This window comes from Cryobacterium sp. MDB1-18-1 (genome assembly GCF_004402735.1).
GTDB classification, from domain to species: domain Bacteria; phylum Actinomycetota; class Actinomycetes; order Actinomycetales; family Microbacteriaceae; genus Cryobacterium; species Cryobacterium glucosi.
Map to the genome: position 1 here is coordinate 1 of NZ_SOFR01000018.1, position 23266 is coordinate 23266.

Here is a 23266-nt window from a genome sequence, read left to right on the forward strand (position 1 = left end):
GATGGATTCGGGGCAGATGATCCCCGGCGCCGAATCAGCGGACGGCGACGCCGACACGGGCCCGGATCTGGACGTGATCGAAGCAGAGCTCCGGGAGCGGCGCGCGGACACCCGCACGGGCGGGGAGAAACGCGCGGACATCCTCCGGGCGTTGTTCGAACACGCCGCCCGGGACGAGGACACCCCGTCGATGGGCGGGTCGGCGCCGACGGTGATGGTGCACGTGAACGCTGCGGACCTCGCCTCGGGGGTCGGGGTGGGGTGGATCGACGGCGTCGAGGCCCCCGTGTCTTTGAAGACGGTGCATCAGCGCATCTGCGACGGCGGCTTCCAGGGCGTGTTGTTCGGGGCGAACAACGAAGTGCTCAAGCTCGGGCCGGAACGGCGCTATTTCAACCGGGCCCAGCGCCGGGCGATTACCGCCCGGGACGGCGGCTGCATCATTCCCGGGTGCAAAGCCCCGGCGCACTGGGCCGAAGTACACCACGTGAAGCCCTGGGCCCAGGACGGCCCGACGACCGTCGACAACGGTGTCTTACTCTGCTGGTTCCACCACCACAGCATCGATACCTCCGGGTGGGAGATCCGGATGGTGAAAGGCTCACCACAAGTCCGGGCCCCCGGACTCATCGACCCGCAACGACTCTGGCGGCCACCGAACCGGCACCGCGCCCACCAGGTCCTCACCGGACCGCCCAACCGCCCATGACCAGTGACCCGGGCAACGAGTCGCCTCCGCTTCTCGTTCCGCGACACGGGCGGTGTGCCGGCGCTCGGTTAGACTCACGGGGTGTCGACGACCCCCGAACCGATCAACCGCGTCACGGTTGAAGAACGCCTGTTCAGCCTCGTGCTGGCCCTGATAGCGACCGAAATCGGCCTCACGAAGGCCGACATCCTCTCGACCGTTCAGGGCTACCGGCAGCGCTACGTGCACAGCGGCGACAATGCGAGCCTGGAACGGCAGTTCGAGCGGGACAAGGACGACATCCGCGAACTCGGAATCCCGCTCGAGACCGTCGAACAGCCCGACGATCCCGGCAATAACCGGTACCTGCGCTACCGGATCCCCAAGGGGCTCTACGGACTTCCGACCGACGTGTCCTTCTCCGGTGACGAACTGATGCTGCTCAAGCTCGCCGCGACCGTGTGGCGCGAGGGATCGCTCTCGGCGGAGTCCCGGCGCGCCCTGACCAAGCTCAACGCGCTCGGCGGAGCGGACGGCGACCCCGTGCTCGGGTACGCCCCGACCCTCCGGGTCCGCGACGCGTCCTTCGAACCGCTCAGCAAGGCCATGGACCGCGCGCACGTGGTCTCCTTCCTCTACCTCAAGCCCGGCGAGGCGGCGCCCCGGCGCCGTCAGGTGGCGCCGCGCGCCGTCGTCCAGCACGAAAGCCGTTGGCACCTGTTCGGTACCGACCTCGACGCCGGGGCGACCCGCACGTTCCTGCTGTCCCGCATCGTCGGACCGGTCGTGGTCGTCCCCGACCTGGTCGCACCCGAATCCGGGCCGGACGCCGGCCAGACCGCCCTCGCCGAACTCGATGCGCTCTCCGCGGCCAACGTCGCTGAGATCGAGGTCCTCCCGGGCAGCGATGCCGCGGTGCGTCTCGGCAAACGGGCGGCGGATGCCTCCGGCGGCGCCCAGCCGATCGCGGCACTCGTCCTGCACTACACGGACCTCAACATCCTCGCGGACGAGCTTTCCGGGTTCGGGCCCGAGGTCCTCGTGCTCTCCCCGCCGGCCCTCCGGGACGCCGTGCTCGACCGGCTGCTCCGCGTCCGCGACGCCCATGAGCCGCTCGAGGTGCGTTCATGACCCCCCGCGTGCCCCTCGGCGCCCCCGACAAACTCACATTCCTGCTCTCGCTCGTTCCCTATCTCATCGACCACGACGGCATCAGCGTCACGGACGTCGCCGCTCACTTCGGCGTCGCGCCAGAGCGGGTGCGCGACGCGGTCACCCTCATCGCCGTTTCCGGGGTGCCCGGAGACACGAGCCAGTACCTGCCAGGGGATCTCTTCGACATCGAGTGGGGCCAGTTCGAGGCCGACGACACGATCGTGCTGACCCACCTCGTGGCGATCGAGGACTCGCCACGGTTCTCCGCCCGCGAGGCCGCCGCGCTCATCGCAGGACTGCAATACCTCTCCTCGCTTCCCGAGAACGCCGACCGGGATGCGATCGCATCCTTGATGGCCAAGCTCAGCCGGAGCGCCACCGCCGCGCCGAGCCAGCTCGCTGTATCCGCTCGTACCTCGGGAGACGCCATCTCCCTCATCCAGTCCGCACTGCGCTCCGGCGTCCAGGTCAGGTTCGACTACCTGAACGCCCGCGGCGGGCAGGAAGAACGCTACGTCGACCCGCTCCGCGTCGAATCCGTCGACCGGGACTGGTACCTGCGCGGCTGGTGCCACCTGCGCGGAGCCGTCCGGACGTTCCGGCTCGACCGGATGAGCGCCCTCACCGTCACCGATCGCCCCGTGACGAGCCGCACAGAGGAACTCGTGCTGCCGGAGACCCTGTTCCAGGGCTCCGAATCCGACCTGGACGTCGTCGTGGAGCTCGCTGCCGGTGCGCTGCCGCTCCTGGGCGACTACCTCTCCGGCCGCCCGGTCCAGCACCTCGCGGGTGACCGGGTCAGGGCGACCCTGCGTGTCTCGCACTACCACGCACTCAAACGCCTCGTCGCGGGTCTCTCCGGGGTCGTGACCGTCGTCGAGCCCGCCGCCGCTCGCGAGATCGTGCGCGCGTGGGCGGATGCCGGCGCGGCACGGTATTCGGAGCCTGCGGCATCCAGTACACCGGCAGGGCCGGGGGAGTAGCCGATGCCGTGGTGGAGTTGGCTCCTGATCTGGACCGGCCTGGTGCTCGTCCTCCTCGGCATGCTGGCCTGGTTCGCCGTCATGCTCTTCCGGAAGCTGATGGCGCTCGCGGATGCAGTCGGCGCGCTCGGTGACCTCGTCGGGGAACTCGACACGGACCCGGCCGAGGAGACACGGCCGCCGCGGCGTCCTGCGATCTTCGCGGACGTGAACGAACTCGCCCTGACCGTCGACCTGCACCGAACCGCGCGTGAACGCTCCAGGCAGGAACGGCGCGATCGTCGGATCGCCAGAGGTAAGCTGTTGCAACACGGCCCGATCGTTAGACCAGACCCACCGATGAAGAGGACACGCCCTCATGCTTAACAACCTGACCGGATGGCACTTCCTGATCATCCTTGTCATCGTTCTGCTGCTCTTCGGTGCGCCCAAGCTTCCCGCACTCGCGCGCAGCCTCGGCCAGTCGATGAAGATCTTCAAGAGTGAGATCCGCAGCGATGAGCCCGCTGAGACGAAGAGCGCACCGGGGACGGACTCCGCCCCGGGAGCCGACGCGCCCGATCCGACGACAAAGCCGTAACCTCCGTGCCTGGGCGCACTCCTCGGCGCACGAACTCCGACGGGAAGATGTCCCTCGGACAGCATCTGCTCGAGCTGCGGAAACGCCTCTTCCTCGCGGCAGCCGGAATACTCGTCGGCGCCGTGATCGGCTATTTCCTGTCCGATTTCGTGTGGAACGCCCTCAGGGAGCCGATTTACACGATCGCGTCGGCACAGGGGCGCAGCGCGCAGCTGAACTACCCGGACATCACGAGCGCCTTCGACCTCAAGCTCAAGATCTCCGTCTACGTCGGAATCGTCATCTCGAGCCCGATGTGGCTGTACCAGGTCTTCGCGTTCCTGATGCCCGGACTGACCCGAACCGAGAAGCGTTACACCTTCGGCTTCTTCTTCACCGCGGTGCCGCTGTTCCTGGCGGGCTGTGCCGCCGGCTTCTACGTCCTGCCGCACGTCGTTGAACTCATGACGGGCTTCGCACCGTCACAGGACGCCGCGCTCATCACCGCTCAGAGCTATTTCGATTTCGTGCTGAAACTCGTCGTCGCGATCGGGATCGCATTTGTGCTGCCCGTCTTCATCGTGCTGCTGAACTTCGCCGGGGTGATCAGTGCGCAGTCGATCATCAAGTCCTGGCGGGTCGCCATCCTCGTGATCATCCTTTTCACCGCGATCGCGACCCCCGCCGCTGACGTCGTGTCGATGTTCCTCCTCGCCATCCCCATGGTGGTGCTGTACTTCGCCGCGTACGGGGTGGCCGTGCTGCACGACCGGCGTGCCGCCCGGCGCGCCCTCGCATTCGAACAGGAGCTGGCGCTCTAGGCGTCGACCATGACCTCTCTCCAGACCCCGGCCGAGCCGACGCCGGCCGAGCGCTTCGCAGCGGCCCGCGACCGGGCGAGCCGCCCCAGGCTCTCAGCTTTCCGAGCCGGCCTCCGGTTCGACCTCGACCCGTTCCAGATCGCCGCCTGCGCCTCCCTCGAGGACGGCAACAGCGTCCTCGTGGCGGCACCGACCGGAGCGGGCAAGACCCTGATCGCGGAGTTCGCGATCTACCTGGCGATGAAGCAGTCGACCAAAAAGGTCTTCTACACCGCCCCGATGAAGGCGCTCAGCAACCAGAAGTTCCAGGAGCTCGTCGCCGAGTACGGGGCGGACGAAGTCGGCCTCCTCACCGGCGACACCAACGTGAACCCGCAGGCCCGGATCGTCGTCATGACGACCGAGGTGCTGCGCAACATGCTCTACGCGGACTCCGACCTGCTCACCAACCTCGCCTTCGTGGTGCTCGACGAAGTGCACTTCCTCGCCGACCGGTTCCGCGGCGCCGTCTGGGAAGAGGTCATCATCCACCTGCCCCAGAACGTGCGGATGGTGTCGCTGAGTGCGACCGTGTCCAACGCGGAGGAGTTCGGCGACTGGCTGCAGGCCGTCCGCGGCGAGACCGACGTCATCGTCTCCGAGGAACGGCCCGTGCCGCTCGAGCAGCACGTGCTCGTCAAGAGCAAGATGCTCGACCTGTTCGACGCTGCGGGTGCCGCGGGAACCCACCGGGTGAACCCGGAACTGGTCCGCCTCGCCCAGGGCGCCGGCCGCGGGGTCTCCGTCCGCCAGGACGGCAGGCACGGGGGCAACCGCGGCCGCGCGCAGCCCCCGCGTTCGACCTTCGAACCGGGCAGGATGGACAGAGCCGAGATCGTCCGGCTCCTCGGCGGCAAGCATCTGCTCCCCGCCATCTTCTTCATCTTCAGCAGGGTCGGCTGCGACCAGGCGGTCAACCAGGTCCTGCGGGCAGGCGTCCGCCTGACCGATGCCGCGGAACGGGCCGAGATCCGTGCGATCGTCGACGAACGCTGCCGCACCCTGCTTGACGAGGACCTCGGCGTGCTCGGCTACTTCGAATGGCTCGACGGTCTCGAACGCGGCGTCGCCGCCCACCATGCCGGCATGCTCCCCGCCTTCAAGGAGGTCGTCGAGGAACTCTTCCAGAAGAAGCTCGTCAAAGCGGTCTTCGCGACGGAGACCCTCGCCCTCGGGATCAACATGCCCGCGCGAACCGTCGTCCTCGACAAGCTCGAGAAGTTCAACGGCGAGGCCCGGGTCCCGATCACGCCGGGGGAGTACACCCAGCTCACCGGCCGCGCCGGCCGCCGCGGCATCGACGTCGAAGGCCACTCGGTCATCCAGTGGGCCTCAGGGCTCGACCCGCAGACCGTCGCATCGCTCGCCTCCCGGCGCACGTACCCGCTCAATTCGAGCTTCAAGCCGACCTACAACATGGCCGTGAACCTGATCGACCAGTTCGGCCGTGACCGCACCCGCACGGTCCTGGAATCCTCATTCGCCCAGTTCCAGGCCGACAGGGCTGTCGTCGACATGGCCAGGGCCGTCCGCCAGCAGGAGGAATCCCTCACGGGCTTCGCCGCCTCGATGGTCTGCCACCTCGGAGACTTCACCGAGTACTCGGCGATCCGCCGCCGGCTCACCGAGGTCGAACGCGAGACGCTCACGGGGGAGACCGGCGCCCGCGCGGCGAAGGAACGCCGCCAGCGCGAGCTCGCGAGCCTCCGGAAGCGGCTGCGCGCGCATCCGTGCCACAACTGCCCCGAGCGCGAGTCGCACGCCCGCTGGGCGCAGCGGTGGTGGAAACTGCGTCGGGAAACGGATGCCCTCACCAAGCAGATCACGACCCGCACGGGAGCCGTCGCCCGCGTCTTCGACCGCGTCACCGAGGTCCTCCTCGGTTACGGCTACCTGCTCGAAGACCGGGACGGTGCGGTGACCCTGAGCGAGAGCGGCCTCATCCTCCGGCGGATCTATGCCGACAGGGACCTGCTCGTCGCCGAGTCCCTGCGCCGCGGCTTGTGGAACGACCTCGACCCGGCCGGACTCGCGGCGATGGCCTGCGCCCTCGTCTTCGAACCAAGACGCGAAGAGGGACTGATCGACGAGCGCTACCTGCCGCGGGGCCCGTTCCGCGCAGCCCTGCACGACACCCAGGAGCTCTGGAGCCGCCTCGACGACCTCGAACGGGACCACCAGCTGCCTGGCAGTAACCCGCTCGCGGTCGGACTCAGCCTTGCCATGTGGAAATGGGCCCGTGACGGCTCGCTCATCGACGTCCTCGACGAGGCCGAAATGGCCGCGGGGGACTTCGTACGCTGGACCAAGCAGACCATCGACCTCCTTGATCAGCTGTCCGTCGTCGCCGATGCCCCGGTCGGCGCGACAGCCCGGATCGCGCTCGATGCCATTCGACGCGGCATCGTCGCATACTCGTCGTTCGCCTAGGCCGTGGAGATGAGTGTCGTGCAGGCGGGTGTCGTGCCGGTGAGTGTCGTGCCGGTGAGTGTCGCCCCGGTGAACCGTGTCGACGTACAGGTGAACCGCGTCGGGAGGTCCGCGGACCGCGGGGACTTCCGCCTGCCGCTCCCGGCCGCCCTGGTGCTGGCAGCGGGCGCGGGCGCCATCCTCGACGGCGGGTTCCCCGACCGCTCCTGGTGGATCCTCGCTCCGGTCGGCGTACTGCTGATGTTCCTCGCCCTGCTCGGCCGCCGGCCGGGACCGGCGCTTCTGGTCGGCATGGTCGCCGGACTGTCCTTCTGGCTGATCCACATCAGCTGGATCACCCTCTACCTCGGCCCGGTGCCCTGGCTCGCCCTCGGCGGACTCGAGGCGATCTTCTTCGGCGTCGGGCTGTGGCTCATCGCCGTGGTCCTCAACCGCGGACCGCTGGCCTGGCCGACCCGATGGGGACGCCTGGGCATGGTTCCGCTGGTCGTGGCCGGCCTCTGGACGGCGCGTGAGGCGATTTCCGCGGTCTGGCCGTACGGCGGCTTCGCCTGGGGCCGCGTGGCGATCTCGCAGTCGGAGAGTCCGTTTGCCGGCCTCGTCGCCTGGGTCGGGATGTCCGGGCTCACCTTCCTGATCGTCTGGCTGAGTGCCCTCGCGCTGCAGCTGCTGCGTGAGGTGGGCTGGGGCGTGCTGGCCAGGTGGACCGTGCTCACGGCATCCGTCGCCCTGCTCCTCCTCGTGCCGGCGGTGTCCATCGCCCAGTCGGGGGAGGCCAGGATCGCCGCCGTCCAGGGCGCTTCCGATGCCGGGCTCTTTGCGCGGTATTCGCCGGGGCAGATCCTCGCCGACCACACCTCAGCCACCCTCCCGCTCGTCGGGCAGCCGGTCGACTTCGTCGTGTGGCCGGAGAACGGCAGTGACATCGACCCGACCCGGTCGCAGGACGCCGCCGACGTCCTCGACTACGTCAGCCGCGCGATGGTGGCCCCGCTCATCACGGGAACGATCACGTACCGGGACGGCAAGTACTACAACACGAGCCTGCTCTGGAAGGCGGGGGAGGGCGTCACAGCGCTCTACGACAAGGTCCACCCGGTACCGTTCGCAGAATACATGCCTGATCGGGCATTTTGGCGCCCCTTTGCCCCGGAGTTGATCGACCTGATCTCGCGGGACTACCAGCTCGGCACCCAGCCGAACGTCTTCGACGTCAACGGGATCCTGGCCGGCATCGCGATCTGCTTCGACATCGCAGACGACCAGTTGGTTCACCAGATGATCGACTCCGGGGCCACGGTCATCCTGGCGCAGACCAACAACGCCGACTTCGGGCACACGGACGAGAGCGTCCAGCAGCTCGCGATCGCCCGTCTGCGCGCAATCGAGGCCGGGCGGACCGTCGTCAATATTTCGACGGTCGGGTCGAGCGCCATCATCGCGCCCGACGGCCACACGATGGACAGCCTGCCGACGTGGGTGCCAGGGGCCATGGTGCAGACCGTTCCGCTCAGCACGACGCTGACCCCCGCGATGGTTGCCGGTCGGGGCATCGAGTGGCTTGTCTCCGGGCTCGGACTCGCGGGGCTCGTCTTCTGCCTGTTCTTCGCGCCGTCCGCCCGGAGCGATGCGCGCCGGCGTGCAGAGGTGGCATCGATCCGGCCGGTTAACGCAGAACGCACCCGACGGAATCGGGTGCGTGCGTAGTGTCTGCTCGGTGTCAGGCGCCGATCTTCTGCTGGCCGCGACGTGCGCGGAGGAACGCGAGGCGCTCCTGCAACAGTTCCTCGAGCTCGGGACGGGTGCGACGTTCCAGGAGCATGTCCCAGTGTGTGCGCGGTACCTTCTCGGCCGAGTGATCGACGATGACGGGCTTGGAATCGACGAGCCGGGTGGCCGTCTGGGAACAGAACCGGCATTCCCACTCGTCGGGGGCTTCCGCCTCCGCCGAAAAGATCATCACCGTCTCTCGTGAGCACGTTGCACACAGGTATGTGTGACTAACTCGTGGTGAAAAGGTTACGCCCTCTTCGCTTTGAAGGCTTTGTGCGCCCAACCTCATGCCACGCAAACTGCGATCCGCCATTGTGTGGTCTCCTCTCGCGATGCAACTCTCAGTTATAAACCGTCAAGCTGGGCGTTATCTTTCCGTTATGCCCCTACTCGGTGATAACTCTCAGTTTCGGAAGTGGGATTTATGGCTTGCCGGGCGTGTCGCGGGCTGTTCCGCGGTCGGTTCCACGGTCGGATCTGCGGTCCACGAGCGCGGCGGCGAGGTCTGGTCGGTCGGTGACAAGGCCGTCGACACCGGTGTCCAGCAGTCGTTCCATGGCGGCGGGGTCGTTGACCGTCCAGACGTGAACCTCGACGCCCGCCGAGTGGATGGCCCTTACGAAGTGGGGTGTCACCACTCGCAGCACTGATGCCGTCTCCGGAACCTGGACCGCAACGCATCCGTTGAGAACGCGTCGCAGCAGCGCCCTGTTCCCGAGCCGCGCGGCGACAACGGACTGAGCCACAACCGGCGCGGACGCGCTCGACGCGACTCCGGGAAGGAGCCGGAGCGTCTTCCTGCGTCGTTCCTCGGAGAACGAGGTCACCAGGACCCGCCCGGTCGCTCCCGCCGCAAGAACGGCGGCCGCCGTCGCGGCAATGGCGCCCTCGGATTTCACGTCGAGGTTGAACAGCGCCTCCGGGAAGGCCTCGAGGGCTTCCGTCAGTGAGGAGAAGGACTGGCCGTAGCCGAGGTCGATCCGCTGCAGTTCGGCGATACGCAGCTCCTCGAGCGGGATGTCCAACTCGGGCAGTGCCAGACTCGCGTCATGACTGAGCACGGCGACCCCGTCACGGGAGGCGTGCACGTCGGTCTCCAGGTGGGTCGCGCCGTGCTCGAGCGCGTGCCGGAAGGCGAGGACCGTGTTCTCGGGGGCGTTCAGTGCGAGGCCGCGGTGCGCGAAAATGCGCGGGGGCGACCCGGCCAGGAATGCAGGGGGGCCGCCCGAAACCACGGGGCTACCCCTCTGCGGCGTGTGAGCCGGCCGGCGCGTCGGCGGGAATCTCCACGGACGGCCCGGCGGACGCGGCAGCCGGGGGAGCGGCGGCCGGGGAGGTGGAGGAACCGGCGACGGGCCGCTCTCCGAAAGCGCGGCCGATGCCCTTCATCGCCTCGGTGAGTTCGCTCGGCACGATCCACAGCTTGTTCGCACTGCCCTCTGCGAGCTTCGGCAGGGTCATCAGGTACTGGTAGGCGAGGAGTTTCGGGTCGGGGTCGCCTTCGTGGATCGCCCGGAACACGGTCGTGATGGCCTCGGCCTCACCCTGGGCCCGCAGCACAGCCGCCTTCGCGTCGCCCTCCGCGGAGAGGATGGCCGCCTGTCGGGCGCCCTCCGCCGTGAGGATGGCGGACTGCTTGGTGCCCTCTGCGGTCAGGATCAGCGCGCGACGGTCACGCTCGGCGCGCATCTGCTTCTCCATCGAGTCCTGGATGGAGTGCGGCGGATCGATGGCCTTGAGCTCGACTCTGCCGACCCGGATGCCCCACTTGCCCGTTGCTTCGTCGAGAACGATGCGGAGCTGGCCGTTGATGTTGTCACGGCTCGTAAGCGCTTCCTCGAGGTTCAGCCCGCCGACGACGTTACGGAGGGTCGTCGTCGTGAGCAGTTCGACCGCGCCCAGGTAGTTGGCGATCTCATAGGTCGCTGCCCGGGCATCCGTCACCTGGAAGTACACGACCGTGTCGATCGACACGACGAGGTTGTCCTCGGTGATCACCGGCTGGGGCGGGAAGGACACGACCTGCTCGCGCAGGTCGATGAGGGGACGCAGCCTGTCGACGAACGGGATCAGGATGTTGAGGCCGGGCATGAGCGTCTTGTGGTACCTGCCCAGCCTTTCCACGACCCCGGCCCTGGCCTGGGGAATGATGCGGATGGATTTCGCGAGGGTGACGATCACGAAGATGACCAGCGCCGCGACGAAGGCCACAACGATCACCTGCACGACGACCTGGGTCGGATCATTCATGAAATGTTCCTTTCTGCGGGGATGACCACTGCGGTCGCCCCGTCGATGGCGATGACGATGACGCGTTCGCCCGGCGTAAAAACGGCCGGCTCGACGAGGGGGGAGAAGCGCGCGGTCCAGGTCTCACCGTTCGCGAGGCGCACCTGGGCGAGGGCGCCGGTCGAGCTCACGATGTGACCGTCCTGGCCGAGGAGGGCGTCGACGTTGCTGAGGGTCGGGTCGCCACCTCGTTTGAGCACCCGGAGCAGGGGCGGGCGGATGCCGAGCAGCAGCACCATGGACAGGAGCGCCGCGATCACGAGCTGGCCCCACCACGGCACACCGAACAGGCCGGAAATCAGGCCGCCGAGACTGCCAAGGGAAATCATCAGGAACGTGAGGTCAAGAGTGACCATCTCGATCGTGATGAAGATCAATATGAGCACCAGCCAGACAACCCACGCGTAATTCGCAGCGAATACGTCCATAGTGACCCTCCCCATTGTGTTCCCCTTCTCAAACTAGCAGGTGTGCCGACAAGGTCGGGGTCGGGGTTCTTGGTAAGGTCTTCAGCTAGACCCAGTTCGTTATTTGAGGAGTTCGTGTGACCAACCCACTTGCCGCAGGTTCACTGAACGGACAGCGTGTCCTCGTCACCGGCTCTTCCCGGGGCGTGGGAGCCGCGACCGTCGGAATCTTCGCGGAGGCCGGAGCGAGCGTCGTCATCAACTTCCGCAACAAGGAGGCGCGGGCGATCAAAGTCGCCGACGCCATCCGCGCGGCCGGCGGAACGGCCATCACCGCGGGCGCCGACCTCACCGATGAGGCCTCGGTCGCAGCCATGATCGAAACGATCCGCGCGGAATACGGCGGACTCGACATCCTCGTGATGAATGCCTCAGGCGGCATGGAAACCGGGATGGCCCCCGACTACGCGATGAAGCTCAACCGGGATGCCCAGCTCAACCTGCTCGCGGCCGCTCGCCCCCTGCTGGGCGCCGGCGCCAGGGTCGTGTTCGTCACGAGCCACCAGGCGCACTTCTTCGAGACAGCCCCGACCATGCCGGAGTACGTACCGGTCGCGCGGAGCAAGCGTGCGGGTGAGGACGCGCTGCGCGCGCTCATCCCCGAACTCGACTCCGAAGGCATCGGTTTCGTCGTGGTCTCCGGAGACATTATCGAGGGCACCGTCACCGCGACGCTCCTCGAGCGTTCGAGCCCCGGAACGATGAGCGCCCGCAAGGTCGCCGCAGGTCGCCTGTACAACGTGAGCGAATTCGCCGCAGAGGTGGCCCTGGCCGCCGTCGAGCCGGTTCCCGCGGGCAACACCCGGTACGTCGGCGACACCACCGACATGGTCACCGACTAGCGAGGTCAGTCTGTGACGCTGGTGCGCGCGCCGCGTCCGAGCGTGAACGACACAACCAGCTGGACCAGGCCGGACACGATCAGGAACACCCCGCCGACGATGACGAGCACGCCGAGCGAGTTCACGGGGGAGAGCAGCACCACGATTCCGGCCACGATGCTGATCACAGCGAAGAGGATGCCGAACCACCTGCTCGAGTCCGAGGCCGTTTCGACGAGCGCCGCAACACCCTCGATCAGCCACGAGATCCCGATGACCATGCCGAGCACGGCGATCGTCCCGATCGGATTGCGGATCGCGATGACACCGGCGACGAGCAGCAGCACACCGAGCAGGATGTTCAGCACCCGGACGCCTGCGCCGCCGCCGGCCATGACGATGCCGCGCACGATCCGGACGATTCCGCCGATCAGGAAGTAGAGGCCGAAGAGGACGGCCACGATGGTGAGCGTGGCTCCCGGCCAGACCAGGATCATCACGCCGAGCACGATGGCGACGACCCCGCCGACGGCCATGGCGGTTCGCATCGTGGTCAGTTCGGGCTTGCTCAGGCGGCTCGTGTCCACCGTGAGATCGAATTCGGTGACGGGATGAGACATGACTGCGCTCCTCGGACTCGAAATACCACTGGGGACGCCTGGGCGTCTGGTTCGGTCACCCAGACTGTAGCGAGGAGGGCCCCTGGCGCGCAATGGTCGCCGGGGGAGTTCACCCCGCTCGCGCATTGCGCGATGCTGGTTGAATGGAGCCATGATGAGTCTTCCTCCGCACGCCGCCGACATCCACGATCTGATTCGGGTTCAGGGCGCGAGGGAGAACAACCTCAAGAACGTCACCATCGACATCCCGAAACGTCGCCTGACGGTGTTCACCGGCGTCTCCGGTTCGGGAAAGAGTTCCCTCGTGTTCAGTACGATCGCCGCAGAGTCCCAGCGGATGATCAACGAGACGTACAGCGCCTTCCTGCAGGGCTTCATGCCGACCCTCGCGCGGCCGGATGTGGACGTGCTCGAGGGGCTCACGACCGCGATCATCGTCGACCAGGAGCGCATGGGCGCCAATTCCCGGTCAACGGTCGGAACCGCGACCGACGCGAACGCGCTGCTGCGCATCCTCTTCAGCCGGCTGGGGCAGCCGCATATCGGCTCGCCGCAGGCGTACTCCTTCAACGTCGCCTCGATCAGCGGAGCGGGAGCGGTCACGCTCGAACGGGCGGGCAAGACCGTGAAGGAACGACGCAGTTTCACGATCACCGGCGGCATGTGCCCCCGGTGCGAGGGCATGGGCACGGTCAACGACATCGACCTCACCCAGCTCTATGATTCCGCCAAATCGCTCAACGAGGGTGCGCTCACGATTCCCGGCTACACCCCGGACGGCTGGGGCGTGCGGATCTTCACGGGGTCGGGCTTCCTCGACGCGGACAAGCCGATCCGCGACTACAGCGCGCAGGAGCTCGAGGACTTCCTGTACCGGGAACCGACCAAGGTGAAGGTGGGGGACATCAACATGACCTACGAGGGTCTGGTCCCCAAGGTCCAGAAGGCCTTCCTCTCCAAGGACCGCGAGGCGATGCAGCCGCACATCCGCGTGTTCGTGGACCGCGCGGTCACGTTCACGACCTGCCCGGAGTGCCGGGGGACCCGCCTCAGTGCGGCCGCGCGGTCCTCGAAGGTCGCAGGCATCAGTATCGCGGATGCCTGCTCCCTGCAGATCAGCGACCTGGCCGGGTGGGTTCGCGCTCTCGACGAACCCTCCGTGTTGCCGCTCCTGACCGCGCTGCGCCAGCTCCTCGATTCCTTCGTCGAGATCGGACTGGGCTATCTCTCCCTTGACCGGCCGGCCGGCACCCTCTCCGGCGGTGAAGCCCAGCGCACCAAGATGATCCGGCACCTGGGATCCTCGCTGACCGACGTGACCTACGTCTTCGACGAACCCACCATCGGGCTGCACCCCCATGACATCGAACGGATGAACACGTTGCTGCTGCAGCTGCGGGACAAGGGAAACACGGTGCTCGTCGTCGAGCACAAGCCGGAGACGATCGTGATCGCCGACCACGTCGTCGACCTCGGCCCTGGCGCGGGAACGGCCGGCGGCACGGTCTGCTTCGAGGGCACCGTCGAGGAACTCCGATCCAGCGGCACCCTGACCGGTCGTCATTTCGACGACCGCTCCGCCCTCAAGGACACCGTGCGCACGCCCAGGGGGGCGCTCGAGATCCGCGGCGCAACGAGGAACAACCTGCAGGGCGTCGACGTCGACATCCCGCTCGGCGTGCTCGTCGTGCTGACCGGGGTGGCCGGGTCGGGAAAGAGTTCGCTCGTGCACGGTTCCATCCCGGCAGGCGCGGATGTGGTGTCGATCGACCAGGGTGGCATCCGGGGTTCCCGACGCAGCAACCCGGCGACGTACACCGGAATGCTCGAGCCGATCCGCAAGGCCTTCGCCAAAGCCAACGGGGTCAAGCCTGCGCTGTTCAGTTCCAACTCCGAGGGCGCCTGCGCCAATTGCAACGGGGCAGGCGTCATCTACACCGACCTCGGCGTGATGGCCACCGTCGCGACGACCTGCGAGGTCTGCGAGGGCAAGCGGTTCGAGGCATCCGTGCTCGACTACCACCTCGGCGGGCGCGACATCAGCGAGGTCCTTGCCATGTCGGTCACCGAGGCCGAAAGTTTCTTCGGTTCGGGGGAGGCGCGCACGCCCGCCGCTCACGCGATCCTCGTCCGGCTGGCCGATGTCGGACTCGGCTATCTCGGCCTGGGACAGCCGCTGACGACCCTGTCCGGGGGCGAACGACAGCGGCTCAAGCTCGCGAGCCAGATGGCAGAGAAAGGCGACATCTACGTCCTGGACGAACCGACCACCGGCCTCCACCTCGCCGACGTCGAGCAGCTTCTCGGCCTGCTCGACAGGCTGGTCGACTCCGGCAAGTCCGTGATCGTCGTCGAACACCACCAGGCGGTCATGGCACACGCCGACTGGATCATCGACCTCGGCCCCGGTGCGGGCCACGACGGCGGACGGATCGTCTTCGAAGGAACGCCCGCCGATCTCGTCGCCGCCCGGTCCACCCTCACCGGCCAGTTCCTCGCTGCGTACGTCGGCGCCTGACCGGGCCGCCCGGCTCCGGTGGCCGTCAGACAGAATCCGACGCGATTACGCCGACATAACAACGACGACGACGAAACAACGACGACACGGCTCAGATAACAGGCATCCGGTAATGACCGATAATGCACATTATGTCAGTTGGCAGGGCGAATGGGTAGGCTGATGCGATCCGGCCCGTTCAGGCCGGAGGCTCCCAGAGCTCGATCGGAAGCCCCTCGGGATCGTGGATGCGGGCGAAGCGGCCGTAGTCGGTCGTATCCCACTCTGGGCGACGCTCGACGTGGACTCCCGCCGCCGTGAGCCGTGCGGTGAGCGCGTCGAGGTCCGTCACACGGAGGTTGAGCATGAACGAGTGCTTCTCTGAGAAATAGTCGCTTTCGGAGGGGAACGGCGCGAACACGGTCGGGCCTGCCTGCTGCTGCCAGACGCCGGCCTGGCCCGCTTCGATACCGAGGTGCTCCCGGTACCAGGCCGCCCGGGTGTCCGGATCATTGCTGCGGAAGAAGAGCCCGCCGATACCCGTCACTGCCATGGTTGGCTCCCCTACCCGGTTCCACGGATGAGCTGGGTCAGGAGTGTCGCAGCAACCTCGTTGCCCTCGTCGGCGAGACGGCTGAGTTCGTCGATGTCCTCCCGCGCCGCGGCGAACTGGGCCAGCTTGTCTGCCGCCAGTTCGTTTCCCGCGCCGACCAGACGGCGCAACTCGTCGATGTCGCCGCGCTCCCCCGCGAGCTGCGCGAGCTTCTCGCCGGCGAGTTCGTTGCCGGAATCCACTAGCTCGCGCAGTTCGGCCAGGTCGCCGCGAGTCGCCGCGAGTTCGGCGAGCCGGTTCGCGGCCTCTTCGTTGCCCTCCGCGGCCAGGCGGCGGAGGGTGGCCAGATCCATTGCGCTCATGCTGCCACGGTAGCGCGCGAGGCACACGGTTTCCAGAGGTCCGACGTCCCCGGACGTTGCTTCCCGACCGGCGTCAGCCATACAGGGCGTCGAGCCAGGTCTTCCAGTCCTCGGGAAGTCCCGCGCTCCCGATGTCGCCGAACCGGTGCACGGTCAGCCCGACGACAGCACCGAAGGCGTTCCGACCGAAGAATCGGTAGAGACCGTCGGCCGTGCGGAGGCCGATGAAGTGCTCTGCGTTCCAGTCGACGCTTGCCGTTCCCGCCGGGACTCCGGGCAGGGCGACGGTGACGGTCTCCCCCACGGCCGACGTGGGAGTCAAACCCAGTGCGCTCCGGAGCGTCTCGAATCCCTCGGGACCGCCAGAGGCCTCCGGTCCCTGGACATCGGCGTAGACGGCACTGCGGCCGGCGAAGTGCTCGAGGTACTCGGACAGGGTGTGCAGGTAGAACAGGGTGTGCTTGCTCGCGCTGTCGTACTGGTTGTCCCAGTCGTCCTGGATGACGCCGCTGTGCACCCAGCGGAGGAACGAATGCCCACCCGGACGCGGTTCGATGACCTGTTCGAGCTGGTTGAACCAGCCGTCGGGTCCCTCCATCCGATTCACGTGATGGGTCGGGCGCTCCGAGACCAGGTCAACCCCGGGCATGTCGTCCGTCGGGAACAGCCACGCCGCCGTGTTCTGGGTGATGGCGTCCCACATCTGCTCAGGATCGCCGGGGAACTCCCCCTCGACGACGATCTCGAAGTCCTTGCTCATGTCAGTTCTCCTTGCCTGCTGGGTTACCGGGTTCTTCCGGAGGTCGGGTGATGCTCGGGTGCAGCGCGAGGACGAGCCGGTGGGCGCGACCGCCCGGGGACTGCGGCGCGTCGTAGCGCGTGACGAGGGTGGCGACCGTGAGAGCGAGTTCCGCGCTGAAATCGGCACGATCGGCCGCCGAAGCGAAGCGCAGCTCGCTGTCGATTGTGAATGTGGCAAGCGGGCGGTGTGCGCGCCCCGCGCGGTCGAGCAGGATTCCGACCTCCTGGACGAGCCGGGCGGCAACCGCGAGCATCCAGCGCGCCGAGAATTCATTCACGCCACGCCGCGGATCGGGAGCCACTCCCCCGAGCGCCGTTGGCGAGATCACGAATGACTGTGCCGTCGCCCGCATCACCCGCTCGGTCATGTTCCCCTTGCGACGCTCGGCGACGAGTTCGATGAGACCGTGGCGTTCCAGTTCGCGCAAGTGATAGTTGACCTTCTGGCGCGGCAGGCCGAGCCTGGCCGCCAGGGTCGTGGCCGAACCCGGTTCGCCGAGCTCGGCGAGCAGCCGGCTCCGTGTGGGCTCGAGCGACGCTGCCGCCGCTCCGGCGGTGTCGATGACGGCGACTTCGAGCATGCAACCAGCCTTCCACCGACAATATTTTTTGTCAAGAAGGTGAAAGGCTGTCTGGAGCAGGCGTCATCTGTTGTCCCCCGAATTAGGAGATTCGGCATCGGGCAGTAAGTTTGCAGACGGAGGAAAGGATTTCGATGAGCAGAATCGTGGTCACCAACAGCGTGACCCTCGATGGCGTGATGCAGGCGCCCGGCCGGGCGAACGAGGATCGCCGGGACGGCTTCGACCTCGGCGGCTGGGCCCAGCCCTATGCCGACTCGGTGATGGGCAGCGTCATGGCCGCGGGAATCGGCGATGCCGGCGCCCTGCTCTTCGGACGCAAGACGTACGCGGATTTCGCTTCGATCTGGCCGGCGATGACCCTGGAGAACCCGTATACCGAGGTGATCAACAACATCCCGAAGTACGTGACGTCGATGACCCTTCCCGGCCCCCTGGCCTGGAACAACTCGATCCTCCTGAGCGGTGAGGCGACGACGACCGTCGCGGAACTGCGCCAGCAGCCCGGCAAGGACATCGTGATCCTCGGCAGCGGCGAGCTCGTGCGTGCACTGATGCGCTGGGGCCTGATCGACCAGTACACGCTCCTGATCCACCCCCTGGTGCTCGGCACCGGTCGACGCCTCTTCCCGGACGGTGGCCCCTCGGCATCCCTCGACCTCGTCGACAGCACGACGACGAGCACGGGTGTCATCATCGCGACCTATCGCCCAGCGGCCCCCGTCGCACCGGCGCCGCCGGTCCCCCTGCCCGGGCTCGCCTGAATCAGAGGTCCAGTTTGGATCGGCCGAATTTCTCACGCAGGAAACGACTCTGGTCTTCGAGCGCCGCGAGGTCTTTCGCGTAGAGTGCGGTGCGGATGCGATCGCTCTCCGTCTCGAGGATGTCCAACTGCTCGATCAGTTCGTCCTCAGCCGTCTTCTTCCCTTCGACCCGGCTTGCGATCGCAAAGCTCCGCGGCAGGTTCAGGAACCGCTGGATCGACGTGGGCAGGTAGTCGAGGATCATCTGCTCTACCGTGTGAGCCTGATCGGCCGCTTCGGTCAGGTCCGTCCAGCGGGCGATGACCTGATCGAGGGCATCCAGGATTCGGGCGAGCCTCGAGGTCGCTTCGTCCGGCAGGCGGCGGTTCTCCGCCGTCATCGATCTCCTCAGCACGGCCAGCTGGGCAGCAAGGTCCGCGGCTGACGCCACTCCCCCGTCTCCATGCAGTGGTCCCGGCCGCAGGTCCACCCTGTCGCGCGGTGCGACGAGCGCGCCGACCGCGTACATCGCGACGACGACAACGGGCCACAGCGGACCGAGGCCGACGGCGACGTGCGCGCCGAGGGTCGCGATGCCGAGTACCGAACCCACGATGTTCTTCGCGGAGGCGAGCCACCGCGACACGCTACTGGTACCCACGAATGTCCTGGAACGCGCTCGACAGGTCGCCGTTCAGGGCGTCGAAGGCCTGCCCGCCCGTGAGCTTCGCCACGCTCGTGAGCTCATCGACGTTGCCATTGCCGAAGAGAACGACGTAGGTCGCGATGGACCGGGTATCCGCACCCTGGGCCGCGTAGTAGTCCGCGAAGTCCTTCGCCGTTGCACCGTCGGTGTTCTCACCATCGGTCATGAGCACGATCGAGACGAAGGTATCCGGCCGCTCGGCCTTCTGCTGCCGCGCGAGGGCATACGCCCGCTCCAGCGAGGCATAGATCGCCGTGCCGCCGTCTGCGGAGAGTCCATCCGCGACATCGCGAATCCGTTGCAGGGCCTCGGTCTTGTCCGCCGCAGGCACGTCGACGATCGTCGGGGTATCCGGGGCGGTGCTGAACGGGATCAGGGTCACGCGCTCACGGTTGCGGAACGCGGCAAAACCGCCCGTCGTCGAGGAATCTGCCCCGGCGAGGTTCTTGAGCGCCTGTTGGAGCGCGGTGAGCCGCTCCCCCGCCATCGACCCGGAGGTATCGAGCACGAAGAGCGTCTGCGCGGGAGCCCGCACCGTGTCGAGGTAGGTCGCGATCAGGGTGTTGGCGACGTCCAGCGTGTTCGGGAACGGCGTCTCGAAGAGGATGCCGGCCGGGAAGGCCGACCCGGTGTCGATCCCGGGAACGCCTGGCCGACGGTGGGTCTCCGACACGATTCGCTTCTGTACGGCGTCAGTGGTGAGCCAGGCCGTCAGGGTGTCGAAGAGTGGACGCTTGCCCGTGTCGGCCGAGGCCAGCAGGGTGAGCGGATAGTCGCTCGTGACGACTCCGTCGGTCGGCCGGACGATCGTGAGCGGTGCACCCTTGCCGGCGAGACCGAGGAGTACGGACTCGTAGTTGATGACGCCGTCGACGAGGGTGGGGTCTGCGACGAATTTGTCAGCAAGGAAGCCGGAGGACCCGGCGGTCAGTTTCTGCCCGGAGAAGAACCGGGTCAGCTCAGGACCGACCGCAGTGACGTCCGCATCGGTGAGCGCGGTTCCCGTTCCGGACAGTGCCGTCGCGACCGCCACGAGGGCGCTGAACCCGGAGTTCGAGGCCGCGGGATTGGTCATGCCGTAGGTGAATTCACCGTCGGCAGCGGCGGTGGCGAGGTCCGCCCAGGTCGGCGGGGCGGAGTCCCAGCCGAGCCGCGCCGCCACTGCGGGCCGAAGCCCGAGGACGACCGGGGAGCTCATGATCTTGACGCTCGAGGAGACGGCCTTGGCCGCCCCGGGAAGCAGCGACAGGTAGCGGTTGTTCGGGAACCACGTCGCGTCGTAGCGACCGACGGCACGACCGGATGCGACGAGTTCCGTGCCGGCGAGGGTGCCGGTGTAGTCGAAGACCACCCGGATTCCCTTGTCCGCGGCCGCGGACTCCAGGATCGGAGCCATGTCCTTGACCTCGCTGCCCGCAAGGACCCGAAGAGTCGTGGCGTCGTTGGGCAGGCCGTCCTGCTCGTTCGGCTGCGCAACGGTGCAGCCCGCCAGCAGCAGCGCCGCGACCGCGACCACGCCGAAGCTCCTCAGGAGGCGAAGCATGCTCAGCGAGCTTCCGGCCGGGCTCGCTCGAGGTATGCGGTTGCCTCGGCCAGGCGGGTCTGAAGGGTGTCGACCGTCTGGGCCATCGTCGCGACCGCCTTGAGCTTGTAGCTGTCCAGGGCGTCCATGGTCTCGTAGATGTTCTGGAAGGCCGTTTCCAACGATTCGAGGCTGATGGTGGCGGATGCCGACTGCTCGCTGATGGCGACAGACTGGGTCTTGAGCATCTGCGAGGTCGAGACGATCAGGTTCGAGGTCGTCGTGTTGAGGGCGGTGATCTGGTCGAGGACGAGCTTCTGGTTGGCCAGTGCCTGTGCCACGATCACGGCCGTGCGCAGGGCGGATATGGTCGTCGTCGTTGCCCGTTCGACGCCCTTGATGAGTTCGACGTTGTTCTTCCGCACGACGTCGAGGGCGAGGTAGCCCTGGGCGCTCACGGCGAGCTGGGTGAGCAGGTCCTGGTGCTTCTGTCGGATCGTGAAGAGGAGATCGCTCGTGAGCGCGTCGGCCCTGGCCGGGTCGGTCGTCCTGACCGTGTCGATCTGTTCCACCAGTTGGGTGTCGAGGGCGCTCGTGAGGAGGGCGTACTCCTGCAGGCGATTCATCGTCTCCCAGAGCCGCACCTTTTCCCCCTCGACCGCCGCATTGTCCTTGAGAAGGGCGTCCTGGCCGTTCTGAAGCGAGTGGATGATCTTGTTGAGCTGGCTCTGTGCGGAGGCGTACCGGGCGAAATAGCTGCGGAGCTTGTCCCGGAACGGGATCAGGTTCAGGAGGAACTGGGCGACCCCGCCGTCGGCCCTGGACGGGTCAAGGTCTTCGATCGTTCCGCGCAGTTCGACGAGTGTGCTGGCGACGCGCCGTTGCGCGTCGGCCTCGTCGCCTTTTCCGCGCGCGGCGGCAAGCGCTGCGACCGGGCGCTGGAGCATCCGGTTGCTGACCTCGGACGCGGCCCGGATCTCGTCCCGGCCCATCTGGGCCACGTCCGAGATCTTCTTCTGGAATTCCGGGGCCGAGGGATCGCGGTCGATGAGGTCGGCGACGAAGGCCCTGGCTCGTCCGGCGAGTTCCTCAGTGCGGGCGTCGTCGATCGGCATCATCGCGCTGGCCTGGGTGCCACCGATGTCCGGGACAGCGTTCGGCGGCACGAGCACAAGTCCGGTGTCGACGCGCGGTGCTGTCGTTGCAGCGGCGGCCGGCCTCTCGCCCGGTGTGGGAGTGCTCAGATCGAGGGATGAGTCTGCCATGGTGCTCCTTGGTCTCCGGGGATCGTTCGGCGGGTGTTCGTCGGGTCATTTGTCGACGTTGGCGTCTGGTGAGGCAAGAGGGGTGTCGTACCGCCCGCTGATGGTCGTGATCATCGCCTCGAGCGTCTCGTAGCTCGGCGGGTCGATGACGTTGACGGGGCTTGCGGGCGCCTCGAGGCCGTTGCCGGCGAGGGCTGCCGTGAACACGGCCGGGTCGGCAGGCCGGAACCCGTACTGCGCCGCGAGCCGGGCGAGGCGGGGGTCGGATTGGAGGAGTTCGCCGACCTGGGTTCCCTGCTCGGTCAGCGGGACCACCGTGTGTTTGGAGAGCACGGTCGGGTCCGGATACATCAGGACCATGTCAGGGGTGATGGCACTGCGGCCGGTGACGCTCATCTGCCGGCCGAGGAACTGTGCCTCGTAGACCATCACGAGCGGTTTCGAGCCGATTCCCTGGGAGAGGTAGTCCTCGAATGGTGCCTCGGAGGAGGAGGCCGAAAAGCCCTGCTCGAGGAAGAGTGCGGCCATCGGGTCGATGACGGCGGCCTCCGCGTCGGCGGAGCTGATGACGCTGTTCCCGTTGGCGACGTAGGACGCGATCGCAAGGTACATGGCCGCTGAGTTCGACTGGCGGATGTCCGTGCTGGAGATCAGGATCGAACGGGAGCTGTTGTAGCTCGCCGCCGCACCGGGGAGCTGATTCCAGCGGGTTCCCGCGGCGACGGCCTTGAGGTATTCCGCGACGTTCAGGTGCCAGGTGCCCGCGGCGTCCTGGTTCGCGATCCCCGCGGACTGCAGGAGGGTCACGATCGGCGTGAAGGTCGCGATGGCGAGCGGCGAGTAGAACGGTGAGAACACGCTGCGCGCCCCGGCTTCGCGCCGGATCTTCTCGGCGGCGGGCGCGGAGGACGGGAACACGAAATCGACTCCGGTGAGGTCGACGGATGTGGCGATCTGGCGTGATCCCGCCGTCACGACCTCGACGTCGAGGCCCTTCTCGGCGAAGACCGCCCGGACGGCCGGGTCGTCGAAGAACGGCTTCTTCTCCGAGCCGATGACCCCGTGGACGACAGCGAGGTCCGTGGTCACCGGAGCCGTCCCTGTCGGTGCTCCGAACAGGCGACCGCCGACCACGACGATGACCACGCCGACGACGAGCACGCCCGCGAGGACGAGCCCGATCACACGCTTGGCTGTGGCGCTCATTCGATGGATACCGTCTGGATTAGGTGGGACGACGTTGTGCAGGAGATCTGCACTGCAGACAATAGGGCATCCGGGGAAATTCTTGGTGAACTCGTACGCTGACCAGCCGTTGCAGGTGCGGAGCAGGAGAATTCAGCCGTGAACGGGAGGGTCCTCCGCAGGGTGCTGGTGGGTGACCATGCCGAACTCGTTCACCGGTTCGAATGCGTCCCTGTCCCAGGCGCCCGGATGGGGCACCGGACAGTTCAGGATCGTGTCGTGCACGCCGTGCACGATCGTGTGTTCACTCATGGCATGGCCGCACACGGGGCACGGCACTGTGGTGTCCTGGATCATGCGGCCAGCATAGAACCAATCGGGTCGGTATGAGCCGAAATTTCCCGGC

25 protein-coding genes are annotated in these 23266 nt (G+C 67.2%); 11 read left to right on the forward strand and 14 right to left on the reverse strand.

Going from position 1 to position 23266, the window contains the following annotated elements; all coding sequences use genetic code 11:
- The 8 genes from E3O50_RS04335 to lnt all read left to right on the forward strand — a co-directional run.
- Positions 1–709 (forward strand): HNH endonuclease signature motif containing protein (locus E3O50_RS04335; RefSeq protein WP_134558395.1); only part of this gene is annotated, 709 nt, incomplete at its 5' end.
- Positions 710–790: 81 nt separating this feature from the next.
- Positions 791–1819 (forward strand): WYL domain-containing protein, encoded by a 1029-nt coding sequence (locus E3O50_RS04340; protein ID WP_241975256.1) that lies wholly within the window; start codon positions 791–793, stop codon positions 1817–1819.
- Positions 1816–2826: a WYL domain-containing protein gene (locus E3O50_RS04345; protein WP_134558396.1), complete on the forward strand. Its 1011-nt coding sequence runs from the start codon at positions 1816–1818 to the stop codon at positions 2824–2826. Before E3O50_RS04340 ends, E3O50_RS04345 begins: the two co-directional genes overlap by 4 nt.
- Before the next feature lie 3 nt (positions 2827–2829).
- Positions 2830–3192 carry a hypothetical protein gene (locus E3O50_RS04350; RefSeq protein WP_134446565.1) on the forward strand — a complete coding sequence of 121 codons (363 nt, stop codon included), beginning with the start codon at positions 2830–2832 and terminating at the stop codon, positions 3190–3192.
- Positions 3185–3406, forward strand: a complete 222-nt coding sequence (tatA, locus tag E3O50_RS04355) for a twin-arginine translocase TatA/TatE family subunit (RefSeq protein ID WP_134446564.1) — start codon at positions 3185–3187, stop codon at positions 3404–3406. The genes E3O50_RS04350 and tatA overlap by 8 nt, the downstream gene beginning before the upstream one ends.
- A gap of 47 nt (positions 3407–3453) precedes the next feature.
- On the forward strand, positions 3454–4206 hold the full coding sequence (gene tatC / locus E3O50_RS04360) for a twin-arginine translocase subunit TatC (RefSeq protein ID WP_134446563.1): 753 nt from the start codon (positions 3454–3456) through the stop codon (positions 4204–4206).
- A gap of 9 nt (positions 4207–4215) precedes the next feature.
- Positions 4216–6675: a DEAD/DEAH box helicase gene (locus tag E3O50_RS04365; RefSeq protein WP_134446562.1), complete on the forward strand. Its 2460-nt coding sequence runs from the start codon at positions 4216–4218 to the stop codon at positions 6673–6675.
- A 9-nt stretch (positions 6676–6684) separates the two neighbouring features.
- Positions 6685–8382 (forward strand): apolipoprotein N-acyltransferase, encoded by a 1698-nt coding sequence (gene lnt, locus E3O50_RS04370; RefSeq protein WP_134446561.1) that lies wholly within the window; start codon positions 6685–6687, stop codon positions 8380–8382.
- Between the two features lie 13 nt (positions 8383–8395).
- Here lnt and E3O50_RS04375 read toward each other — a convergent pair whose 3' ends face one another.
- The 4 genes from E3O50_RS04375 to E3O50_RS04390 form a co-directional block, all read right to left on the reverse strand.
- On the reverse strand, positions 8396–8761 hold the full coding sequence (locus tag E3O50_RS04375) for an RNA polymerase-binding protein RbpA (RefSeq protein WP_134446560.1): 366 nt from the start codon (positions 8759–8761) through the stop codon (positions 8396–8398).
- A gap of 109 nt (positions 8762–8870) precedes the next feature.
- Positions 8871–9683 (reverse strand): glycerophosphodiester phosphodiesterase family protein, encoded by an 813-nt coding sequence (locus E3O50_RS04380; protein ID WP_134558397.1) that lies wholly within the window; start codon positions 9681–9683, stop codon positions 8871–8873.
- A gap of 4 nt (positions 9684–9687) precedes the next feature.
- A complete protein-coding gene (locus E3O50_RS04385; protein WP_134446558.1) occupies positions 9688–10698 on the reverse strand; it encodes an SPFH domain-containing protein in 1011 nt (336 codons plus the stop codon).
- Positions 10695–11165 carry an NfeD family protein gene (locus E3O50_RS04390; RefSeq protein ID WP_134558398.1) on the reverse strand — a complete coding sequence of 157 codons (471 nt, stop codon included), beginning with the start codon at positions 11163–11165 and terminating at the stop codon, positions 10695–10697. The genes E3O50_RS04385 and E3O50_RS04390 overlap by 4 nt, the downstream gene beginning before the upstream one ends.
- A 116-nt stretch (positions 11166–11281) precedes the next feature.
- On the opposite strand from E3O50_RS04390, the gene E3O50_RS04395 reads away from it, so the two are divergent.
- Positions 11282–12046, forward strand: a complete 765-nt coding sequence (locus E3O50_RS04395; RefSeq protein ID WP_134446556.1) for an SDR family oxidoreductase — start codon at positions 11282–11284, stop codon at positions 12044–12046.
- A 5-nt stretch (positions 12047–12051) separates the two neighbouring features.
- On the opposite strand, the gene E3O50_RS04400 is transcribed toward E3O50_RS04395, so the two are convergent.
- Positions 12052–12645, reverse strand: a complete 594-nt coding sequence (locus E3O50_RS04400; RefSeq protein ID WP_166787271.1) for a DUF308 domain-containing protein — start codon at positions 12643–12645, stop codon at positions 12052–12054.
- 151 nt (positions 12646–12796) lie between these two features.
- Between E3O50_RS04400 and E3O50_RS04405 the strand changes: the two genes are divergently transcribed.
- Positions 12797–15163 (forward strand): excinuclease ABC subunit UvrA, encoded by a 2367-nt coding sequence (locus E3O50_RS04405; protein ID WP_134446554.1) that lies wholly within the window; start codon positions 12797–12799, stop codon positions 15161–15163.
- 178 nt (positions 15164–15341) lie between these two features.
- On the opposite strand, the gene E3O50_RS04410 is transcribed toward E3O50_RS04405, so the two are convergent.
- The 4 genes from E3O50_RS04410 to E3O50_RS04425 form a co-directional block, all read right to left on the reverse strand.
- Complete coding sequence (locus E3O50_RS04410) at positions 15342–15695, reverse strand: VOC family protein (protein ID WP_134558400.1); 354 nt, start codon at positions 15693–15695, stop codon at positions 15342–15344.
- 11 nt (positions 15696–15706) lie between these two features.
- Complete coding sequence (locus E3O50_RS04415; RefSeq protein WP_198413353.1) at positions 15707–16057, reverse strand: hypothetical protein; 351 nt, start codon at positions 16055–16057, stop codon at positions 15707–15709.
- Positions 16058–16130: 73 nt separating this feature from the next.
- On the reverse strand, positions 16131–16817 hold the full coding sequence (locus tag E3O50_RS04420; RefSeq protein ID WP_134446552.1) for an SRPBCC domain-containing protein: 687 nt from the start codon (positions 16815–16817) through the stop codon (positions 16131–16133).
- A 1-nt stretch (position 16818) separates the two neighbouring features.
- The gene (locus E3O50_RS04425) at positions 16819–17439 is read right to left on the reverse strand and encodes a helix-turn-helix domain-containing protein (protein WP_134446551.1); all 621 of its coding nucleotides are present in this window, start codon (positions 17437–17439) and stop codon (positions 16819–16821) included.
- A gap of 134 nt (positions 17440–17573) precedes the next feature.
- Between E3O50_RS04425 and E3O50_RS04430 the strand changes: the two genes are divergently transcribed.
- Positions 17574–18203 (forward strand): dihydrofolate reductase family protein, encoded by a 630-nt coding sequence (locus tag E3O50_RS04430; protein WP_134446550.1) that lies wholly within the window; start codon positions 17574–17576, stop codon positions 18201–18203.
- A 1-nt stretch (position 18204) separates the two neighbouring features.
- Here E3O50_RS04430 and E3O50_RS04435 read toward each other — a convergent pair whose 3' ends face one another.
- From E3O50_RS04435 to E3O50_RS19060, 5 genes are all read right to left on the reverse strand, one after another.
- Positions 18205–18843 (reverse strand): hypothetical protein, encoded by a 639-nt coding sequence (locus E3O50_RS04435; RefSeq protein WP_134558401.1) that lies wholly within the window; start codon positions 18841–18843, stop codon positions 18205–18207.
- Positions 18830–20431 carry a VWA domain-containing protein gene (locus tag E3O50_RS04440; protein WP_134558402.1) on the reverse strand — a complete coding sequence of 534 codons (1602 nt, stop codon included), beginning with the start codon at positions 20429–20431 and terminating at the stop codon, positions 18830–18832. Before E3O50_RS04440 ends, E3O50_RS04435 begins: the two co-directional genes overlap by 14 nt.
- Before the next feature lie 2 nt (positions 20432–20433).
- The gene (locus E3O50_RS04445) at positions 20434–21675 is read right to left on the reverse strand and encodes a toxic anion resistance protein (protein WP_134558403.1); all 1242 of its coding nucleotides are present in this window, start codon (positions 21673–21675) and stop codon (positions 20434–20436) included.
- A gap of 45 nt (positions 21676–21720) precedes the next feature.
- Positions 21721–22881 (reverse strand): hypothetical protein, encoded by a 1161-nt coding sequence (locus E3O50_RS04450; RefSeq protein WP_134558404.1) that lies wholly within the window; start codon positions 22879–22881, stop codon positions 21721–21723.
- A gap of 132 nt (positions 22882–23013) precedes the next feature.
- Positions 23014–23217: a hypothetical protein gene (locus E3O50_RS19060; RefSeq protein ID WP_134446545.1), complete on the reverse strand. Its 204-nt coding sequence runs from the start codon at positions 23215–23217 to the stop codon at positions 23014–23016.
- Positions 23218–23266 lie beyond the last annotated feature (49 nt).